At 74.6% G+C, this 17,397-nt stretch carries 15 protein-coding genes; 12 read left to right on the top strand and 3 right to left on the bottom strand.

The window, feature by feature from the left end; translation table 11 throughout:
• Positions 1 to 5: 5 nt before the first annotated feature.
• Entirely contained in the window at positions 6 to 1,220 is a 1,215-nt protein-coding gene (locus ACI8AX_RS13635; RefSeq protein WP_456550365.1) for an NADP-dependent isocitrate dehydrogenase, read from the top strand.
• Positions 1,221 to 1,307: 87 nt separating this feature from the next.
• Here ACI8AX_RS13635 and ACI8AX_RS13630 read toward each other — a convergent pair whose 3' ends face one another.
• Positions 1,308 to 2,300, bottom strand: a complete 993-nt coding sequence (locus ACI8AX_RS13630; RefSeq protein WP_456550384.1) for a CAP domain-containing protein — start codon at positions 2,298 to 2,300, stop codon at positions 1,308 to 1,310.
• Between the two features lie 215 nt (positions 2,301 to 2,515).
• On the opposite strand from ACI8AX_RS13630, the gene ACI8AX_RS13625 reads away from it, so the two are divergent.
• On the top strand, positions 2,516 to 3,853 hold the full coding sequence (locus ACI8AX_RS13625; RefSeq protein WP_456550364.1) for a hemolysin family protein: 1,338 nt from the start codon (positions 2,516 to 2,518) through the stop codon (positions 3,851 to 3,853).
• Here ACI8AX_RS13625 and galE read toward each other — a convergent pair.
• Entirely contained in the window at positions 3,850 to 4,812 is a 963-nt protein-coding gene (galE, locus tag ACI8AX_RS13620) for a UDP-glucose 4-epimerase GalE (protein WP_456550363.1), read from the bottom strand. The two genes, ACI8AX_RS13625 and galE, sit on opposite strands and share 4 nt — an antisense overlap.
• 75 nt (positions 4,813 to 4,887) lie before the next feature.
• On the opposite strand from galE, the gene hisC reads away from it, so the two are divergent.
• From hisC to ACI8AX_RS13600, 4 genes are all read left to right on the top strand, one after another.
• Positions 4,888 to 6,012: a histidinol-phosphate transaminase gene (gene hisC, locus ACI8AX_RS13615; protein WP_456550362.1), complete on the top strand. Its 1,125-nt coding sequence runs from the start codon at positions 4,888 to 4,890 to the stop codon at positions 6,010 to 6,012.
• 103 nt (positions 6,013 to 6,115) lie between these two features.
• Complete coding sequence (gene trpS / locus ACI8AX_RS13610; RefSeq protein ID WP_456550361.1) at positions 6,116 to 7,129, top strand: tryptophan--tRNA ligase; 1,014 nt, start codon at positions 6,116 to 6,118, stop codon at positions 7,127 to 7,129.
• Entirely contained in the window at positions 7,126 to 7,707 is a 582-nt protein-coding gene (locus ACI8AX_RS13605; RefSeq protein ID WP_456550360.1) for a 2'-5' RNA ligase family protein, read from the top strand. The genes trpS and ACI8AX_RS13605 overlap by 4 nt, the downstream gene beginning before the upstream one ends.
• Positions 7,708 to 7,765: 58 nt before the next feature.
• Positions 7,766 to 8,755 (top strand): YihY/virulence factor BrkB family protein, encoded by a 990-nt coding sequence (locus ACI8AX_RS13600; RefSeq protein WP_456550359.1) that lies wholly within the window; start codon positions 7,766 to 7,768, stop codon positions 8,753 to 8,755.
• On the opposite strand, the gene ACI8AX_RS13595 is transcribed toward ACI8AX_RS13600, so the two are convergent.
• Positions 8,703 to 9,992 (bottom strand): D-alanyl-D-alanine carboxypeptidase family protein, encoded by a 1,290-nt coding sequence (locus ACI8AX_RS13595; RefSeq protein ID WP_456550358.1) that lies wholly within the window; start codon positions 9,990 to 9,992, stop codon positions 8,703 to 8,705. The genes ACI8AX_RS13600 and ACI8AX_RS13595 overlap by 53 nt on opposite strands.
• Positions 9,993 to 10,254: 262 nt before the next feature.
• Between ACI8AX_RS13595 and ACI8AX_RS13590 the strand changes: the two genes are divergently transcribed.
• The 6 genes from ACI8AX_RS13590 to ACI8AX_RS13565 all read left to right on the top strand — a co-directional run bounded on the left by ACI8AX_RS13590 (position 10,255) and on the right by ACI8AX_RS13565 (position 17,356).
• Entirely contained in the window at positions 10,255 to 11,325 is a 1,071-nt protein-coding gene (locus ACI8AX_RS13590; protein ID WP_456550357.1) for a BMP family lipoprotein, read from the top strand.
• A gap of 254 nt (positions 11,326 to 11,579) precedes the next feature.
• Positions 11,580 to 13,160 carry an ABC transporter ATP-binding protein gene (locus ACI8AX_RS13585; RefSeq protein WP_456550356.1) on the top strand — a complete coding sequence of 527 codons (1,581 nt, stop codon included), beginning with the start codon at positions 11,580 to 11,582 and terminating at the stop codon, positions 13,158 to 13,160.
• Positions 13,157 to 14,377, top strand: coding sequence for an ABC transporter permease (locus tag ACI8AX_RS13580; protein ID WP_456550355.1), 1,221 nt, complete (start codon positions 13,157 to 13,159; stop codon positions 14,375 to 14,377). Before ACI8AX_RS13585 ends, ACI8AX_RS13580 begins: the two co-directional genes overlap by 4 nt.
• Positions 14,374 to 15,657, top strand: coding sequence for an ABC transporter permease (locus ACI8AX_RS13575; RefSeq protein WP_456550354.1), 1,284 nt, complete (start codon positions 14,374 to 14,376; stop codon positions 15,655 to 15,657). The genes ACI8AX_RS13580 and ACI8AX_RS13575 overlap by 4 nt, the downstream gene beginning before the upstream one ends.
• Positions 15,657 to 16,076, top strand: a complete 420-nt coding sequence (locus ACI8AX_RS13570; RefSeq protein ID WP_456550353.1) for a cytidine deaminase — start codon at positions 15,657 to 15,659, stop codon at positions 16,074 to 16,076. The genes ACI8AX_RS13575 and ACI8AX_RS13570 overlap by 1 nt, the downstream gene beginning before the upstream one ends.
• Entirely contained in the window at positions 16,073 to 17,356 is a 1,284-nt protein-coding gene (locus tag ACI8AX_RS13565) for a thymidine phosphorylase (protein ID WP_456550352.1), read from the top strand. Before ACI8AX_RS13570 ends, ACI8AX_RS13565 begins: the two co-directional genes overlap by 4 nt.
• Positions 17,357 to 17,397 lie beyond the last annotated feature (41 nt).

Genomic DNA, 17,397 nt, shown 5'->3' with positions numbered 1-17,397 from the left:
GAGACATGAGCAAGATCAAGGTCGAGGGCACCGTCGTCGAGCTCGACGGCGACGAGATGACCCGGATCATCTGGCAGTTCATCAAGGACCAGCTGATCCTCCCGTACCTCGACGTGAACCTCGAGTACTACGACCTCGGCATCGAGCACCGCGACGCCACCGACGACCAGGTGACGATCGACTCCGCCAACGCCATCAAGAAGCACGGTGTGGGCGTCAAGTGCGCCACCATCACGCCGGACGAGGCGCGGGTCGAGGAGTTCGGCCTCAAGAAGATGTGGCGCTCCCCGAACGGGACCATCCGCAACATCCTCGGCGGCGTCATCTTCCGCGAGCCGATCATCATGGAGAACGTGCCGCGGCTGGTGCCGGGCTGGACCAAGCCGATCGTCGTCGGCCGTCACGCCTTCGGCGACCAGTACCGGGCCACCGACTTCCGCTTCCCGGGCGAGGGCACCCTGACGGTGACCTTCACCCCGGCCGACGGCTCCGCGCCGATCGAGCACGAGGTCTTCCAGGCGCCCGGCGCCGGCGTCGCCCTGGCGATGTACAACCTGGACGAGTCCATCCGCGACTTCGCGCGGGCCTCGCTGAACTACGGCCTCAACCGGAACTACCCGGTGTACCTCTCCACCAAGAACACGATCCTCAAGGCCTACGACGGCCGGTTCAAGGACCTGTTCCAGGAGGTCTTCGAGGCCGAGTTCAAGGAGAAGTTCGACCAGGCCGGCATCACCTACGAGCACCGGCTGATCGACGACATGGTCGCGGCGTCCCTCAAGTGGGAGGGCGGCTACGTCTGGGCCTGCAAGAACTACGACGGCGACGTCCAGTCCGACACCGTCGCGCAGGGCTTCGGCTCGCTCGGGCTCATGACCTCGGTCCTGATGAGCCCCGACGGCCGCACCGTCGAGGCCGAGGCCGCCCACGGCACGGTGACCCGCCACTTCCGGCAGCACCAGCGCGGGGAGCAGACCTCGACCAACCCGATCGCGTCGATCTTCGCCTGGACCCGGGGCCTGGCCCACCGCGGCAAGCTGGACGGCACCCCCGAGGTGACCCGGTTCGCCGAGACCCTGGAGAAGGTCTGCATCGACACCGTCGAGGGCGGTCAGATGACCAAGGACCTCGCGCTGCTCATCTCGCGCGACCAGGCCTGGCTCAACACCCAGGACTTCCTGGCGGCCATCGACACCAACCTCCAGAAGGCCATGGCCTGAGGAAGGCCCTCCCTGCCCTCCTGCAAGGAGGCCGAGAACGCGGATCGGCCCCCTCGCCCACCCGGGCGAGGGGGCCGGTCTGCGTCGTCAGCCGAACAGTTGGGTCCACCACGGGCCGCCGGCGCCCTCGGCGACGCCGACGCCGAGCCGGGTCAGGCCGCAGTCCAGGATGTTGGCCCGGTGGCCGGGGCTGTCCATCCACGACGCCATGACGGCGGCGGCGTCGGCCTGCCCGCGCGCGATGTTCTCCGCCCGGGCGGGGACGCCGGCCGCGGCGGCACGGTCGAACGGGTCCAGCCCGTCGGGGTTCGTGTGGTCGAAGAAGCCGCGGTCGCGCATGTCGGCGCTGTGCGCCCGGGCGACGGCGGCCAGGCCCGGGTCGGCCACGACGGCCCCGCAGCCGGCGGCCGCCCGCTGCTGGTTGACCAGCGCGAGGACCTGCTGCTCGACCGGGCCGGCGGGCACCGGGGCCCCCGCCGGGGTCGGGCCCGGGTCCGGCTCGTCGGTGGGGGCCGTCGCGGTCGGCGCACCCGGCGCGCTCGGCGACGGCGGGGTGCCGCTGCCGGACGGGCTGCCGCCGGCGGAGGGCGCGGTGCTCCCCGGGGTGCTGCCGCCGGTCGTGCCCGGCGGCGTGGCCGGCGTCGCGCTGCCCGGCGTCGCGCTGCCCGGCGTCGTCGTGCCGTCCGGCGTACCGGTGGCGGAACCGGGAGCGGTCGTGGAGCCGGGAGCGGTGGCGGAGCCGGGAGCGGTGGCGCCGGGGGGAGTGCTGCCGCCGGCGGTCGCGCCCGGCTGGGTCGTCCCGGACGGGACCGTCCCGGGCGGGGGAGCTGCCGCCGTCCCGGGCTCCCCGTCCACGCCCAGCCGGACCGTGCCCGACTCGAGGTCGGCTCCGCCGGACCCGAGGTCGGTCGAGGCGTCCACCGTCACCGTGTCGTCGGCCGGCGCTCCGCCGCCGGAGAACACCAGGACGGCGAGCACGACCACGGCCACCCCGGCGCAGACGCCGGCGCCGGACAGCAGCGCCGCCCGCCGTCGCAGGAACGCCGTCAGTCGGGCCAGGGGCGACGGGCCCGCGGGCATGTGGTGCACGGGGAGAACCTCACGAGTTGCCAGTTACACGGATGTGGTTTCGGTGAGACTAGCCGTGATCGGTCCGTGACAGAAAGCCACCGATGTGCCGAGGAGGGCGCGCGGGCGACCGATCCGTCCGGGTGGGGGCCCGGTGGGCAGCCGGCGCCGCGACGGGCAGCATGGAGGGGGACCGCCGTACCCGAACCGACAGGAGCGCGCCGCCGGTGAGCGACGTCTGGCTCAACATCGTCATGGTCGTCGTCTTCGTCCTGATCGGCGGCGCCTTCTCGGGAGCGGAGATCGCGCTGGTCTCCCTGCGCGAGTCGCAGGTCCGGGCGATGGCGGAGAACGAGGGACGTCGCGGGCGTGCGGTGTCCAAGCTGCTCAGCGACCCCAACCGCTTCCTGGCGGCCGTCCAGGTCGGCGTCACCCTCGCCGGCTTCTTCTCCGCCGCCTTCGGCGCCAGCACCCTGTCGGCCCCCCTGGCCGACGTGCTGGAGGAGTGGGGGATGTCGGAGGGGCTGGCCGGGACGCTGGCCCTCGTCCTGGTCACGATCGCGATCAGCTACCTGTCCCTGGTCGTCGGCGAGCTGACGCCGAAGCGGCTCGCGCTGCAGCGGGCCGAGGGCTTCTCGCTGCTCGTCGCCGCGCCGCTCAACGGCATCGCCAAGGCCTTCCGGCCGGTCATCTGGCTCCTCTCGAGGTCCACGAACGTCCTGGTCCGGCTGCTGGGCGGGGACCCCAAGGCAAGCGGCGAGCAGATCAGCCAGGAGGAGCTGCGCGACCTGGTGGCCGCGCACGAGTCGCTGAGCAGCGACGAGCGCCAGTTGATCGGCGAGGTGTTCCGCGCCGGCGACCGCGAGGTCCGCGAGGTGATGACGCCGCGCACCGAGGTCGACTTCCTCGACGCCTCGCTCACCGCCAGCCGGGCGGCCCGCCAGGTCGCCGACAGCAGCCGCTCCCGCTACCCGGTCGTCGGCCGCGACCAGGACGACGTGGTCGGCTTCGTGCACATCCGCGACCTGCTGCTGCCCAACCACCCGGCCGGCCGCGCCGCGACCGTCGGGGACCTGGCGCGCGAGGTGAAGCGGCTGCCCGGCACGGCCGGCGTCCTCACCGCCCTGTCGGAGATGCGCCGGGAGAACCAGCACCTGGCGATCGTGGTCGACGAGTACGGCGGCACCGACGGCATCGTGACCCTCGAGGACCTCATCGAGGAGGTCATCGGGGAGATCTACGACGAGTACGACGAGGAGGTCGCCCCGGAGCCCGAGGAGGTGCCCGGCGGGCCGCAGGACGTCGACGGGCTGCTGAACCTCGACGACTTCGCGGAGGTCACCGGCCTCCAGCTGCCCGAGGGGCCCTACGAGACGGTCGCCGGGTACGTGCTCGCCGAGCTCGGCCGGCTGCCGCAGGTGGGGGACGTCGTGGAGGTCGAGGGGCGCCGCCTCAGCGTGCTGGAGCTGGACGGACGGCGGATCGCGCGCCTGTCGGTCACCCGGCCGCAGCCGCCGGCCGTCGACCCGGCGAACGTGTCGACACCGACGGTCGGCTCCTCCTAGCGGCCCCGCTGCTGCCGGGCGACCTCCCACGCGTCGCGGACGATGCCGGCCAGGTCGGTGTGCCGCGGCGCCCACCCGAGGTCGGCGCGGATGCGGTCGCTGCTGGCCACGAGCTGCGCCGGGTCGCCGGCGCGCCGCTGCCCGACCTCGACCGGCACCGGGTGCCCGGTGACCTCCCGGACGGCGTCGACCACCTGCTGCACCGAGAAGCCGGTGCCGTTGCCCAGGTTGTAGACCCGGTGCTCGCCCGGCTGCGGTGCGGTCAGCGCCAGCAGGTGGGCGTCGGAGAGGTCCTGCACGTGGATGTAGTCGCGGATGCAGGTGCCGTCGGGTGTCGGGTAGTCCTCGCCGTAGACGGTCATCGCCTCGCGCTGCCCGGCCGCCACCTGCAGCGCGATCGGGATGAGGTGGGTCTCGGTGGTGTGCCGCTCGCCCAGGCCGTAGGCGGCACCCGCCACGTTGAAGTAGCGCAGGCTGACGGCGGCGAAGTCGTACGCGGTGGCGTACGAGGTGAGCATCGCGTCGACGGCGAGCTTGGAGGCGCCGTAGGTGTTGGTCGGCCGGGTGGGGGCGTCCTCGCGGATCGGCACCTGCTCCGGCTCCCCGTAGGTGGCCGCGGTGGAGGAGAAGACGATCCGGCGGCAGTCGACCGCGCGCATCGCCTCGAGCAGCGCCAGCGACCCCCCGACGTTGGTCTCCCAGTAGATCTCCGGCTTGACCTGGGACTCGCCGACCAGGCTCTTCGCGGCGAAGTGCAGCACCGCCTCCGGCCGCACCTCGGCCAGCACCGGGGCCGACTCGTGCAGCGAGGCCCGCACCAGCCGGGCGCCGGGGGGCACGGCGTCGGCGTGCCCGGTGGAGAGGTCGTCGAGCACGGTCACCTCGTGCCCGGCCTCCAGCAGGGCGGCCGTGACTACGCTGCCGATGTAGCCGGCGCCGCCGGCGACCAGAACGCGCATGGGGCCCACCCTAGGGACGGCGGAGCGGACGCACGCGCCGTGAGGGGGCGGGCCGCCCTCGGGAGGACGGACGACGTGGTCAGCGCACGCCCGGCGGTGCAGTCGCTGCCGGCCTACAAGCCCGGCCGCAACCCGGCCGACCTCGCGCGCGAGCTCGGGGTGGCGCGGGCGGTGAAGCTGGCCAGCAACGAGGTCGCCTTCCCGCCGCTGCCGGCCGTCGTCGAGGCGCTGGCCACCGCGGCCGCCGAGACCAACCGCTACCCCGACAACGGCGCCGTCGTCCTCACCGAGGCGCTGGCCGCCCGCTACGGCGTGGAGCCGGCGCAGGTCGTCCCCGGCTGCGGCGCCGTCATGCTCTGCCAGCAGCTGGCCCAGTCCTACAACGACCCGGGCAGCGCGATCGCCTTCGCCTGGCGCAGCTTCGAGATGTACCCGCTGCTGGCCCAGGTGGCCGGCGCCCGGTCGGTGCCGGTGCCGCTGGTGCCCGGGCGGCCCGGCGGGCCCGCCGACACCCACGACCTCGAGGCGCTGGCCGCCGCGGTCGACGCCGACACCCGGCTGGTGTTCGTCTGCAACCCGAACAACCCGACCGGCACCGCCGTCCGCCGGACTGCGCTCGAGCGGTTCCTCGACGCCGTGCCCGCCGACACCCTCGTGGTGCTCGACGAGGCCTACCGGGAGTTCGTCACCGACCCCGACGTCCCCGACGGCATCGAGCTCATGCGGGGCCGGCCGAACGTCGCGGTGCTGCGCACGTTCTCCAAGGCGTGGGGGCTGGCCGGCCTGCGGGTCGGCTACCTGGTCGCCGAGGACCCGGCCGTGGCCGACGCCGTCCGCCGCACGCACGTGCCGTTCAGCGTCTCGATGGTCGCCCAGGCCGCCGCGGTCGCCGCGCTGGCCAGCGAGGCGGAGGTGCGCCGCCGGGTGGCCGCCGTCGTCGCCGAGCGCGAGCGGCTGACCGCCGGCCTGCGCGAGCGCGGCTTCGACGTGCCCGACAGCCAGGCCAACTTCGTCTGGCTGCCCACCGGCGAGCGGACGGCGGAGCTGGCCGCGGCGCTCGAGGCCCGCGGGGTCATCACCCGCCCCTTCGCCGGGGAGGGTGTCCGGGTCACGGTCGGCGCGCCGGAGGAGGACGACGTCCTGCTCGCGGCGCTGGACGCGATCCGCGCCGGGAGCACCGCCGCCACGCCGACCGGCTGACCGGGGTCGCCCTCCGCGGCCTCGCCGTTCGCCGGCCGAGGCGGGACGGGCGGTCCGGGGACGGCCACGGGCTGGTTTGATGGCCGACGTGCCACCGCCCCTGATGTCGCTTCCCCGTGTGCTCTCCGGCATCCAGCCGACAGCGGGCTCGTTCCACCTCGGCAACCACCTCGGAGCGCTGCGCCAGTGGGTCGCGCTGCAGGAGACGACCGAGGCGTTCTACTGCGTCGTCGACCTGCACGCCATCACGCTGCCGCAGGACCCGGCCGAGCTGCGCCGCAACACCCTGGCCTCCGCCGCCCAGCTGATCGCCCTGGGCGTCGACCCGGGCCGCAGCTCGCTGTTCGTGCAGAGCCACGTCCCCGAGCACCTGCAGCTGTCGTGGGTGCTGGAGTGCCTCACCGGCTTCGGCGAGGCCAGCCGGATGACCCAGTTCAAGGACAAGAGCCAGCGGGAGGGCACCGCCGGCGCCTCGGTGGGCTTGTTCACCTACCCGGTCCTGCAGGCCGCCGACATCCTCGTGTACCAGGCCGACCAGGTGCCGGTCGGCGAGGACCAGCGCCAGCACCTGGAGCTCACCCGCGACCTGGCCGTCCGGTTCAACGGCCGGTTCGGCGACACCTTCACCGTGCCCGAGACGCTCATCCCCGCCGGCGGCGCGCGGATCATGGACCTGCAGTCGCCGGACAAGAAGATGAGCAAGAGCCTGCCCCCGGCCGGCTGCGTGCTCCTGCTCGACGACCCGAAGGTGACGGCGAAGAAGATCCGCTCGGCGGTCACCGACACCGGCCGCGAGATCGTCGCCGACCCGGTGGGCAAGCCGGGCATCACCAACCTGCTGACCATCCACAGCGCCCTGTCGGGCACCCCGGTCGCCACGCTGGAGGAGCAGTTCGCCGGCCGCGGCTACGGCGACCTCAAGAAGGAGCTCGCCGAGGTCGTCGTCGACTTCGTGACCCCCATCCGCGAGCGCACCCAGGAGCTGCTCGGCGACCAGGCCGAGCTCGAGCGGGTGCTGGCCGCCGGCGCCGCGCGGGCCCGCGAGGTCGCCGGGCAGACGGTGGCCTGGGCCTACGACCGCGTCGGCTTCCTCCCACCCGCGGGGCCGCGCGCATGACGCAGCCGCCCCTGAACGACGACACCTTCGTCCCGCGCGGCCGCCCGCGCGCGGAGACGGCGGTCCTCGGCGTCGTCGTCGCCATCCCCGAGCCGTGGGCGCAGCTGCTCACCGACTGGCGGGCCAAGTGCGGCGACCCGCAGGCGGGCCTGGTCCCGCCGCACGTGACGCTGCTCCCGCCCACCGAGGTGCTCGCCGCCGACCGGGCCGCGGTCACCACGCACCTGGCCGAGGTCGCGCGCCGGCACGCGCCGTTCGACATGCACCTGTCGGGCACCGGCACCTTCTCGCCGGTCTCCGAGGTGGTCTTCGTGGCGGTCGCCCGCGGCATCGGCTCCTGCGAGCTGCTCGCCGACGACGTCCGCAACGGCCCCCTGGCCCGCCCGCTGACCTACCCCTACCACCCGCACGTGACGGTCGCCCACGACGTCTCGGCCGACATGCTCGACCTGGCCTACAGCGCCCTGGGGGACCTGGACGCGGAGTTCCGCGTGGAGCACTTCACCGAGTTCGAGCAGTCGCCCTCGGGCGCCTGGGTCGTGGCGCGCGAGTACCCGCTCACCGGCCCGCGCCCGTAGCCGTCCCCGGGCGGCGCACCTCGCGCGCCACCCGGTGCCAGGCCCCAGACTGGGCCCGGTGAGCGCCACCCGTGCCCGGCCCGCGCCGGCCGTCGAGGCCGAGCCGGCCGCCGGCGCGCCCGCCGGGCCGGAGCGGCCGGTGGGCCGGTTCGCCTGGTTCGAGCGGGCCTGGCAGCGCGGCGAGGCGGGGATCGCGGGCCTGCGGCGCCGCTGGCGCTGGTTCGACCACCTCGCCCGCGCCGGCGGTCGCTACCAGCGCAACCAGGGCGACCTACTGGCCGCCGGCGTCACCTACTTCGCCTTCCTCGGGCTGTTCCCCGTGCTGCTGCTGGCCGCCTCGGTCATCGGGCTGGTCCTCGCCGGCGACGCGCTGCTGCAGCGCGAGCTCTACGACGCCATCCGGGAGGCCTTCCCCGGGTCGACCGGCCGCAGCATCGTCGAGGAGCTGGACGGCGCCGTCGGCGCGGCCGGGGTGGTCGGTGCCATCGGCCTGGTCGGCTTCGTCTACGCCGGGCTGCGGGCCATGGACAAGCTACGGGTCGGGATGGAGCAGATCTGGAAGGGCCGGGTCGACGAGCCGGAGTTCTGGCGGGACAACCTGCAGGACCTGCTCGCCCTGGTGCTGCTCGGCGCCGTCGCCCTGCTGAGCCTGGCCCTGACCGGCGTCGCCACGACCGCCACCGCGTGGACGCTGGAGCTGGTCGGCCTCGACGACGTCGCCGGGCTGTCGTCCCTCACCACGGTCCTGGGGCTGCTGCTGGCGCTGGCCAGCGACGTCGTCGTCTTCCTGTGGCTGCTCAAGGTCGTCCCGGGGACGCCGCACCGGCTGCGCGACCTGTGGCTGGGTGCGCTGTTCGGCGCCGCCGGGTTCGAGGTCCTGAAGGTGGTCGGCAGCTACTACCTGTCGCTCATCGACGACAGCGTCACGGCCTCGGCGCTGGGCGGCGCGGTCGGCGTCCTGGTGTGGATCAACGTCGTCTTCCGCTTCGCCTTCTTCACGGCCGCGTGGACGGCGACCCTGCGTCGCTTCGCGTCCGAGGGCGCCTGACCGCCCGGCGCCGGCCGACCACGGTGGCGGCGACGACGCCCGCCGCGGCGACCACCAGCACACCGCCCACCACCGCCGGGGTGCCGTCGCCGCCCCCGCCGTCCGTCGCGGCGGCGGCCGGCTCGGACCCGGCCGGAGGCGCCGAGCGCGTCGCGGGCGCGGACGACGTCTCCTCCGCCGACTCCTCCGCCGACTCCGCCGCCGTCGCCAGGGCCTCGGCGCGGGAGCCGACCAGCCGGCCGACGCCCTCGGTGCCGGGCCCGGTGGCGAAGCCCCAGTCGAGCAGCAGCGCGGCCTGGTCGGCGGCGCGCAGCGGCAGGTTCTCGGTGCCCATGACGCTGACCACCAGCCGGCGCCCGTCGCGCTCGGCCGCGGTCACGAAGGTGTGCCGCGCCGCGTCGGTGAAGCCCGTCTTGCCGCCGAGGTCGCCGGGGTGGCCGCTGAGCGGGTTCTGGTTCTGGATCTGGTAGCCGGGGGAGCGGCCCTCGACCGGCGGCATCTGCGCGATCGGCGTCCGCAGGACCGCGGCGGTGACCGGGTCGGCGACCAGCCGGCGGAAGACCAGGGCCAGGTCGTAGGGGGAGGAGGACTGGCCGGCCACGTCCAGGCCCGACGGCGTGCCGGCGACGGTGTCGAAGGCGCCGATCTCCTCCGCCGTCGCGTTCATCGCCGCCAGCGTCGCGTCGACCCCGCCGGCGGCCCGGGCCAGCGCGTTGGCCGCGTCGTTGCCCGACTGCAGGACCAGGGCGAGGAACAGCAGCGACACCGGGTAGCGGCCGCCGGCCACCAGCCCGACCCGGCTGCCCTCCACCTGCTCGTCCTCGACGGTGCCCTCCACGACCTGCGCCGGGTCCAGCAGCGGCGCGAGGGTCAGCAGGGTCAGCGTCTTGAGCGTGCTGGCCGGGTAGTACCGGCCGTGCGGGTCGCGCGCGGCCAGGACCTCGCCGGAGACCGCGTCGGCGACCAGCCACCCGGGGGCGGCGATGCCGGCCGGCAGCGGCGGGGTCCCGTCGGCGACGACGACGCCGCGGGTGTCGAGCGCCTCCCCGCCGACGGTGCCGCCGCCCGGTGCGCTGCCCTGCGGCGGGAGGCCGGGGTACGGGGCGGTCGGCGTCGGGGCCGTGGGGTCGACCGTCGGCCGCGGCGGGTCGTCGGCCAGGGCGGGGCCGCCTCCGCTCACCAGCACCACCGCCGCGGCCAGCACCGCGCCGGCCCGCCGCCACACGCCCCCTCGCACGGCACCGACGCTAGCCCGGCCCGGCAACCGCGCCCGTGACCTGGCCCACCGGCGGACGGCGGTCGGCAACGATCGCGTCTCTATCCGCTCCTCGGCCCTGGGGGCCTGCGGTACCCGCGGGTAGCTTCCACCCGTCGCCGTCCGCGGCCCAGCCGGCTCACCGCCGGGGAGGACGCCGGACGGCGGGTGAGCCCACCCGGGCCGGCCCGGCGACACCGGGCCGGTCCCCAAGAGGAGGAGAGACGTCGTGCGCGGAGCGCGGATGAGGAAGGCAGGCCTCAGGGCGACGGCGCTGCTGCTGGCCGGCAGCATGGCGCTCGTCGGCTGTGCCAGCGACGAGGACGGCGGCGACAGCGGCAGCGGTGGCGGCAGCGGTGGTGGCGGCGGCGGTGGCGGCGACGAGCTCCGCATCGGCCTCGCCTACGACACCGGCGGCCGGGGCGACCGGTCGTTCAACGACTCCGCGTACGCGGGCGTCGAGGCCGCGATCGCCGAGCTCGGCGGCGAGGTCCAGGAGTTCAGCCCGAACGACGGCGGGTCCGACCGCGTCGAGGGCCTGGCCACGCTGGCCGAGCAGGGCTACAACCCCGTCATCGCGGTCGGCTTCGCCTACGGCGACTCGATCGGCGAGGTCGCCGAGGACTTCCCGGACACGACCTTCGCGATCATCGACTCCGAGGTCACCGAGCTGGGCATCAGCAACCTGACCGGCATCGTCTTCGCCGAGGAGCAGGGCTCGTTCCTGGCCGGCGTCGCCGCCGCGCTGAAGAGCCAGACCGGCCAGATCGGCTTCGTCGGTGGCGTCGAGTCCCCGCTGATCCAGAAGTTCCAGGCCGGCTACGAGGCCGGGGCGCGCGCGGCGCGTCCGGACATCGTCATCACCAGCGAGTACATCTCGCCGGCCGGTGACTTCTCCGGCTTCAACGACCCGGCCCGCGGCCAGATCCTGGCCCAGGGCATGTACGACGGCGGCGCCGACATCGTCTACCACGCGGCCGGCGGCTCGGGCACCGGCGTGTTCCAGGCGGCGGTCGCCTCCGGGCGACTGGCCATCGGCGTCGACTCCGACCAGTACGAGACGGTCGACGACCCGGCGCAGAAGGCCGTGATCATGACCTCGATGCTCAAGCGGGTCGACAACGGCGTCCAGGCCTTCCTGACCGACTTCGCCGAGGGCAACGTCGAGGGCGGCACGGACGTCCGCTACGACCTCGAGAGCGAGGGCGTCGGCCTGAGCACCTCCGGTGGGCAGATCGACGACATCCAGGCGCAGCTGGACGACTTCCGGCAGCGGATCGTCAGCGGCGAGATCACGGTCCCGACCACCCCGTGACCTGACGCGCGCAAGCGCAGGCGACCGCACGACGGCGGGCCCGGGGGGCGTCCCCCCGGGCCCGCTGCCGTGTCCGGCCCGGCCCCTCCGCGGGCGGGGCGGCACACGGGTGCGACATCATGCGGCGGTGCCCCGCCCGGACCCACGGGCGGGCGGACCGGCCGGCGTGGCCGACCCCATGCCGCCCCGGTCCCGGCCGCCGACCGAGGAACCACCGGCCCCGACACCCCGGGGCCGCAGCGAGGGAGAGGCCCATGGCCACAGCCGGTACCACCGGACACACCGACCCCGGCGGCACCGACCCCGGCGGCGCCCCGCTCGCCGTCGAGCTGCGCGGTATCACCAAGCGCTTCCCCGGCGTGGTGGCCAACCGCGACATCGAGCTGCGCGTCCGGCGCGGCGAGGTGCACGCCATCGTGGGGGAGAACGGCGCGGGCAAGTCGACGCTGATGAAGACCCTCTACGGGATGCACCGTCCCGACGAGGGGACCATCGCCGTCGACGGCCGGGAGGTCACCTTCCGCAGCCCCGCCGACGCGATCGAGGCCGGCATCGGCATGGTGCACCAGCACTTCATGCTCGCCGACAACTTCACCGTCCTGGAGAACGTCGTCCTGGGCAGCGAGCCCACCCGCGGCGGGCGGCTGGACATGGTGGAGGCCCGGCGGCGCATCAACGACATCTCTGCCCGCTACAGCCTGGGCCTGCAGCCCGACGTCCTCGTCGAGGACCTCGGCGTCGGCGACCGGCAGCGCGTCGAGATCGCCAAGGTGCTCTACCGCGGGGCCCGCACGCTGATCCTCGACGAGCCGACCGCCGTGCTCGTGCCGCAGGAGGTCGACGAGCTGTTCGGCAACCTCGCCGAGCTCAAGCGCGAGGGCCTGACCGTCATCTTCATCTCGCACAAGCTCGACGAGGTGCGCCGCGTCGCCGACTCGATCACCGTCATCCGGCGCGGCACCACGGTCGGCGAGGCCGACCCGCGGACCACCACGGTCAAGGAGCTGGCCGAGATGATGGTCGGCGCGCAGCTGCCCACCCCGGCCACCCGCGAGTCCACCGTCCGCGACGCCGTCGTCCTGCGGCTGGCCGGCGTCACCGTGCACGACGCCGCGGGCCGCAGCATCGTCGACGACGTCGACCTCACCGTCCGCGAGGGCGAGGTCGTGGGGATCGCCGGCGTCGAGGGCAACGGCCAGGCCGAGCTCGTCGAGGCGATCATGGGCCTGCGGCCGCTGGCGGCCGGCACCCTCACGCTCGGGGCCGACGACGTCGGCGCCTGGAGCACCCGCGCCCGCCGCGAGGCCGGCATCGGCCTCATCCCCGAGGACCGCCACCGCCAGGGCATGCTGCTCGACGCGCCCCTGTGGGAGAACCGCATCCTCGGCCACCAGACCCGCCCGCCGGCGGTCAAGGGCCCCTTCATCGACCGCCGCGGCGCGCGCGCCGACACCGAGCGGATCATGCGCGAGTACGACGTCCGCGCGCCCGGACCCGACACCCTCGCCGTCGCGCTGTCCGGCGGCAACCAGCAGAAGCTGATCGTCGGGCGGGAGATGAGCGCCCGACCGCGGCTGCTGCTCGCCGCCCACCCCACCCGCGGGGTGGACGTCGGCGCGCAGGCGGTCATCTGGGAGCTGCTCAAGGACGCCCGCGCCGAGGGGCTGGGCATCGTGCTCGTCTCCGCCGACCTCGACGAGCTCATCGGCCTGTCCGACACGCTGCACGTGATGCTGCGCGGCCGGCTCGTGGCCACCGTCGACCCCGGCCGGGTCACGCCCGAGGAGCTCGGCGGCTACATGACCGGCGCCCGGACCGCGGCGGGTGCGGCGTGACCGCGCTGCGCCGCGCCGGGCTGGCGCTGCTCGGGCCGGTCCTGGCGCTGGTCGTCGCCCTGGTCATCTCCGGCATCGTCATCTCGGCCATCGGGGAGAACCCGTTCACCGCGCTCGAGGTCATCACGAACCTGGGCGAGACGCCGGCGTCCCAGGTCCAGTCGATCGTGGTGATCCTCAACCGCGCCGTGCCGCTGTTCCTGGCCGGCCTGGCGGTCTCCATCGCGTTCCGGATGGGCCTGTTCAACATCGGCGTCGAGGGCCAGTACCGGCTGGCGACGATCCTGGCCGCCGCGGCCGGGGCGGCGGTGAGCCTGCCCGCGCCGCTGCACGTGCTGTTCATCATCGTGGTGGCCATGCTGGTCGGGGCCTTCTGGGCCGGCATCGTCGCCGTGCTCAAGGTGACCCGCGGCGTCAGCGAGGTCATCAGCTCGATCATGCTGAACTTCGTCGCGCTCGGGCTGGCGGGCTACCTGCTCACCGGTCCGCTGCGCGGCAGCCCGGAGGGCGCCGGCATCGTCACCACCGCCGAGATCGAGCCGTCGGGCCGCTTCCCGGACCTCACCGGGGTGCTCACCGGCCTCGGGCTGGCCGAGCCGCGCAGCGAGCTGCACGGCTTCGTGGTCGTCGCCGTGGTCGTGGGCGTGGTGGTCGCGGTGCTGCTGTCGCGCACCCGGTTCGGATTCGACCTGCGGGCCACCGGCCTGTCGCCGTCGGCGGCGACCGCGAGCGGCGTCGACACCCGCCGCATGGTGGTCACCACGATGCTGCTGTCGGGCGCGGTCGCGGGCCTCATCGGGCTGCCCGACCTGCTCGGCGAGGACTTCGAGTACGGCACCGAGTTCACCGCCGGCCTCGGGTTCCTCGGCATCGCCGTCGCGCTGCTGGGCCGCAACACGCCGGTCGGCATCGCGCTGGCCGCGCTGCTGTTCGCCGTCCTCGACCGCGCCGCACCGCTGCTGCAGTTCGAGGACATCCCCGCCTCGGTCGTGACGATCATCCAGGGCACGATCGTGCTCGCCGTCGTCGTCGCCAACGAGATCGCCCGCCGGCTCGCCCGGCGCTCGGCCGAACGGGCCGGCGCCGGCGCCACCGGCGCGCCGCCCGACGGCGGCGGTGGGGGACCGGGGTCCCCGCCGACCCCCGACGTCGGCCCCGACGGCGGGCAGCGCACCTACACCGGTGTGCCGGGTACGCCGGAAGGAGCGCAGCAGTGAGCGCGGCATCGACGGTCGACCGGTCCGGCGGCGCCCCGAGCCGGGGTCCGCTGACCGACCTGCTCATGGGCGGCGGCCGGCAGCGGCGGTTCCTGTGGCTCGCGGTCGGCCTGGTCGTGCTCTTCTCGCTGGTCCGGGTGCTGTCCGGCGAGGAGGCGCTGACGTCGTCGTCGACGCTGCGGGCCGCGCTGCTGCTGGCCGTGCCGATCGGGCTGGCGGCGCTGGGCGGGCTGTTCTCCGAGCGCGCGGGCGTGGTCAACATCGGCCTCGAGGGCATGATGATCCTGGGCACCTGGGGCGCCGGGTACGGCGGCTGGCACTGGGGCTGGGGCGGTGCGCTGGTCGTCGGCGTCCTGTTCGGCGCGCTCGGCGGCCTGCTGCACGCGGTGGCCACGGTCACCTTCGGCGTCGACCACGTCGTCTCCGGCGTGGCCATCAACCTGCTGGCCGACGGCGTCGTCCGCTTCCTGTCCGAGCTGATCTACACCGAGGACACCGGCGGTGGCCCCACCCAGTCGCCGTCGCTGGGGAGCGACCCGCCGGAGTTCTCGGTGCCGGTGCTCTCCTCCGGGCCGGACTGGCTCGGTGACCTCGAGTCGGAGCACTGGTTCCTGGTCAGCGACGTGGCGGGCCTGCTGCGCGGCCTGACCAGCGGCGTCGGGTTGCTCACCCTGCTCGCCGTGCTGCTGGTGCCGGTCTCGTACCTGATCCTGTGGCGGACGGCGTTCGGGCTGCGGCTGCGCTCGTGCGGGGAGAACCCGGCGGCGGCGGACTCGCTCGGTGTGCCGGTGTACCGGCTCAAGTACGTCGCGGTGGTCATCTCCGGCGCGCTGGCCGGTCTGGGCGGCGTGTTCCTCGTGTTCATCGCCGGCATCTACCGCGAGGGGCAGACCGGTGGCCGCGGGTTCATCGGCCTCGCGGCGCTGATCTTCGGCAACTGGCGGCCCGGCGGTCTGGCCGCCGGCGCGGGCCTGTTCGGCTTCGCCGACGCCCTCCAGCTGCGCAGCCGCTCGGCGGTGGTTGCCCTGCTGCTCATCGTGGCCATCGGCCTCGCCGTCATCGCGGTCGTGCAGGTGCGCCGCGCCCGCTACTGGCAGGCCGGCCTGGCGCTGGTCTTCGCCGCGGCGGCGCTGTGGGGCTTCCTCGCCATCGACGTGCTGGCCCCGGGGCTGGTGTCGTTCACCCCGCACCTGATCACGCTGCTGGTGCTGTCGCTGGCCTCCCAGCGACTACGGATGCCCAAGGCCGACGGGCTGGTCTACCGACGAGGGGAGCACTAGTGCCCGAGATCGACTGGGACGCGTTGCGGGAGGCGGCGCGCGAGGCGATGACCCACGCCTACGCGCCGTACTCGCGGTTCCCGGTGGGCGTGGCCGGGCTGGTGGACGACGGGCGCGTGGTCACCGGCTGCAACGTGGAGAACGCCTCCTACGGGCTGGGCCTGTGCGCCGAGTGCGGGATGGTCAGCGACCTGGCCCGCACCGGCGGCGGCCGGCTGGTGGCGGTGGCCTGCGTCGGCGGTGACGGGCAGCCGCTCATGCCCTGCGGTCGCTGCCGGCAGCTGCTGTGGGAGCACGGCGGCGCCGACATGCTCATCGAGACGGTGTCCCTGGGGATCGTGCCGATGAGCCAGGTGCTGCCGGACGCGTTCGGGCCGGACGACCTGCTCGCAGCGGAGGCACGGGGGCAGGGGGCATGAGCGCGTTCGACGCGATCGACGTCCTGCGGGCCAAGCGGGACGGCGTCGAGCTCACCGCGGACCAGATCCGCTGGGTGATCGGCGCCTACACCGCCGGCCAGGTGCCCGACGAGCAGATGAGCGCCCTGCTCATGGCCGTCTTCTTCCGGGGCATGACGCCGGCCGAGCTGGCCGTCTGGACCCAGGCGATGATCGACTCCGGCGAGCGCAAGGACCTCTCCTCGCTGGGCCGTCCGACCGCCGACAAGCACTCCACCGGCGGGGTCGGCGACAAGACGACGCTGCCGCTGGCACCGCTGGTCGCGGCCTGCGGGGTCGCCGTCCCGCAGCTGTCCGGCCGCGGCCTCGGGCACACCGGCGGCACGCTGGACAAGCTGGAGGCGATTCCGGGCTGGCGGGCCGACGTGCACGAGGACGCCTACCTGCGGCAGCTGCGCGACGTCGGTGCCGTGGTGTGCGCCGCCGGCAACGACCTCGCCCCGGCGGACAAGAAGCTGTACGCGCTGCGCGACGTCACCGGCACGGTCGAGTCGATCCCGCTGATCGCCAGCTCGATCATGAGCAAGAAGATCGCCGAGGGCGCCGACGCGCTGGTGCTCGACGTGAAGACCGGCTCCGGGGCGTTCATGAAGGACGTCGCGTCGTCGACCGAGCTCGCCCGCACGATGGTCGGGCTCGGGGAGGCGGCCGGCGTCCGCACGGTCGCGCTGGTGACGGCGATGGACCGGCCGCTGGGCCGCGCGGCGGGCAACGCCGTGGAGGTCGCCGAGTCGGTCGAGGTGCTCGCCGGTGGGGGGCCGGCCGACCTCGTCGAGCTCACCCTCGCGCTGGCGCGGGAGATGCTGGCCGGTGCCGGCCGGGACGACGTCGACCCCGCCGACGCGCTGCGCGACGGCCGCGCCATGGACGTGTGGCGGCAGATGATCGCCGCGCAGGGCGGGGACCCCGACGCAGCCCTGCCGCAGCCCGCCGAGCGGCACGTGGTGACCGCGCCGGCCACCGGGACGCTGACCCGGCTGGACGCCTACGCGCTCGGCGTGGCCGCCTGGCGGCTCGGCGCCGGCCGCGCCCGCAAGGAGGACCCGGTGTCGGCCGCCGCCGGCGTGACCTGGACGGCGACCGTGGGGGAGCGGGTGACCGCCGGCCAGCCGCTGCTGGAGCTGCAGACCGACGACGCCGGCCGGATCCCGCGGGCGCTGGAGGCGCTGGAGGGTGCGGTCGGCGTCGACACCGACGACGTCCCGCTGCCCCTCGTCGTCGACCGGATCACCGGAGTGTGAGCAGCGAGGTCCCCTCGCCTCCCGCACTCCGGTCAGCGGGT

It is taken from the genome of Blastococcus sp. SYSU D00813 (assembly GCF_054050735.1).
This window is presented reverse-complemented; position numbering and strand designations above follow the sequence as displayed.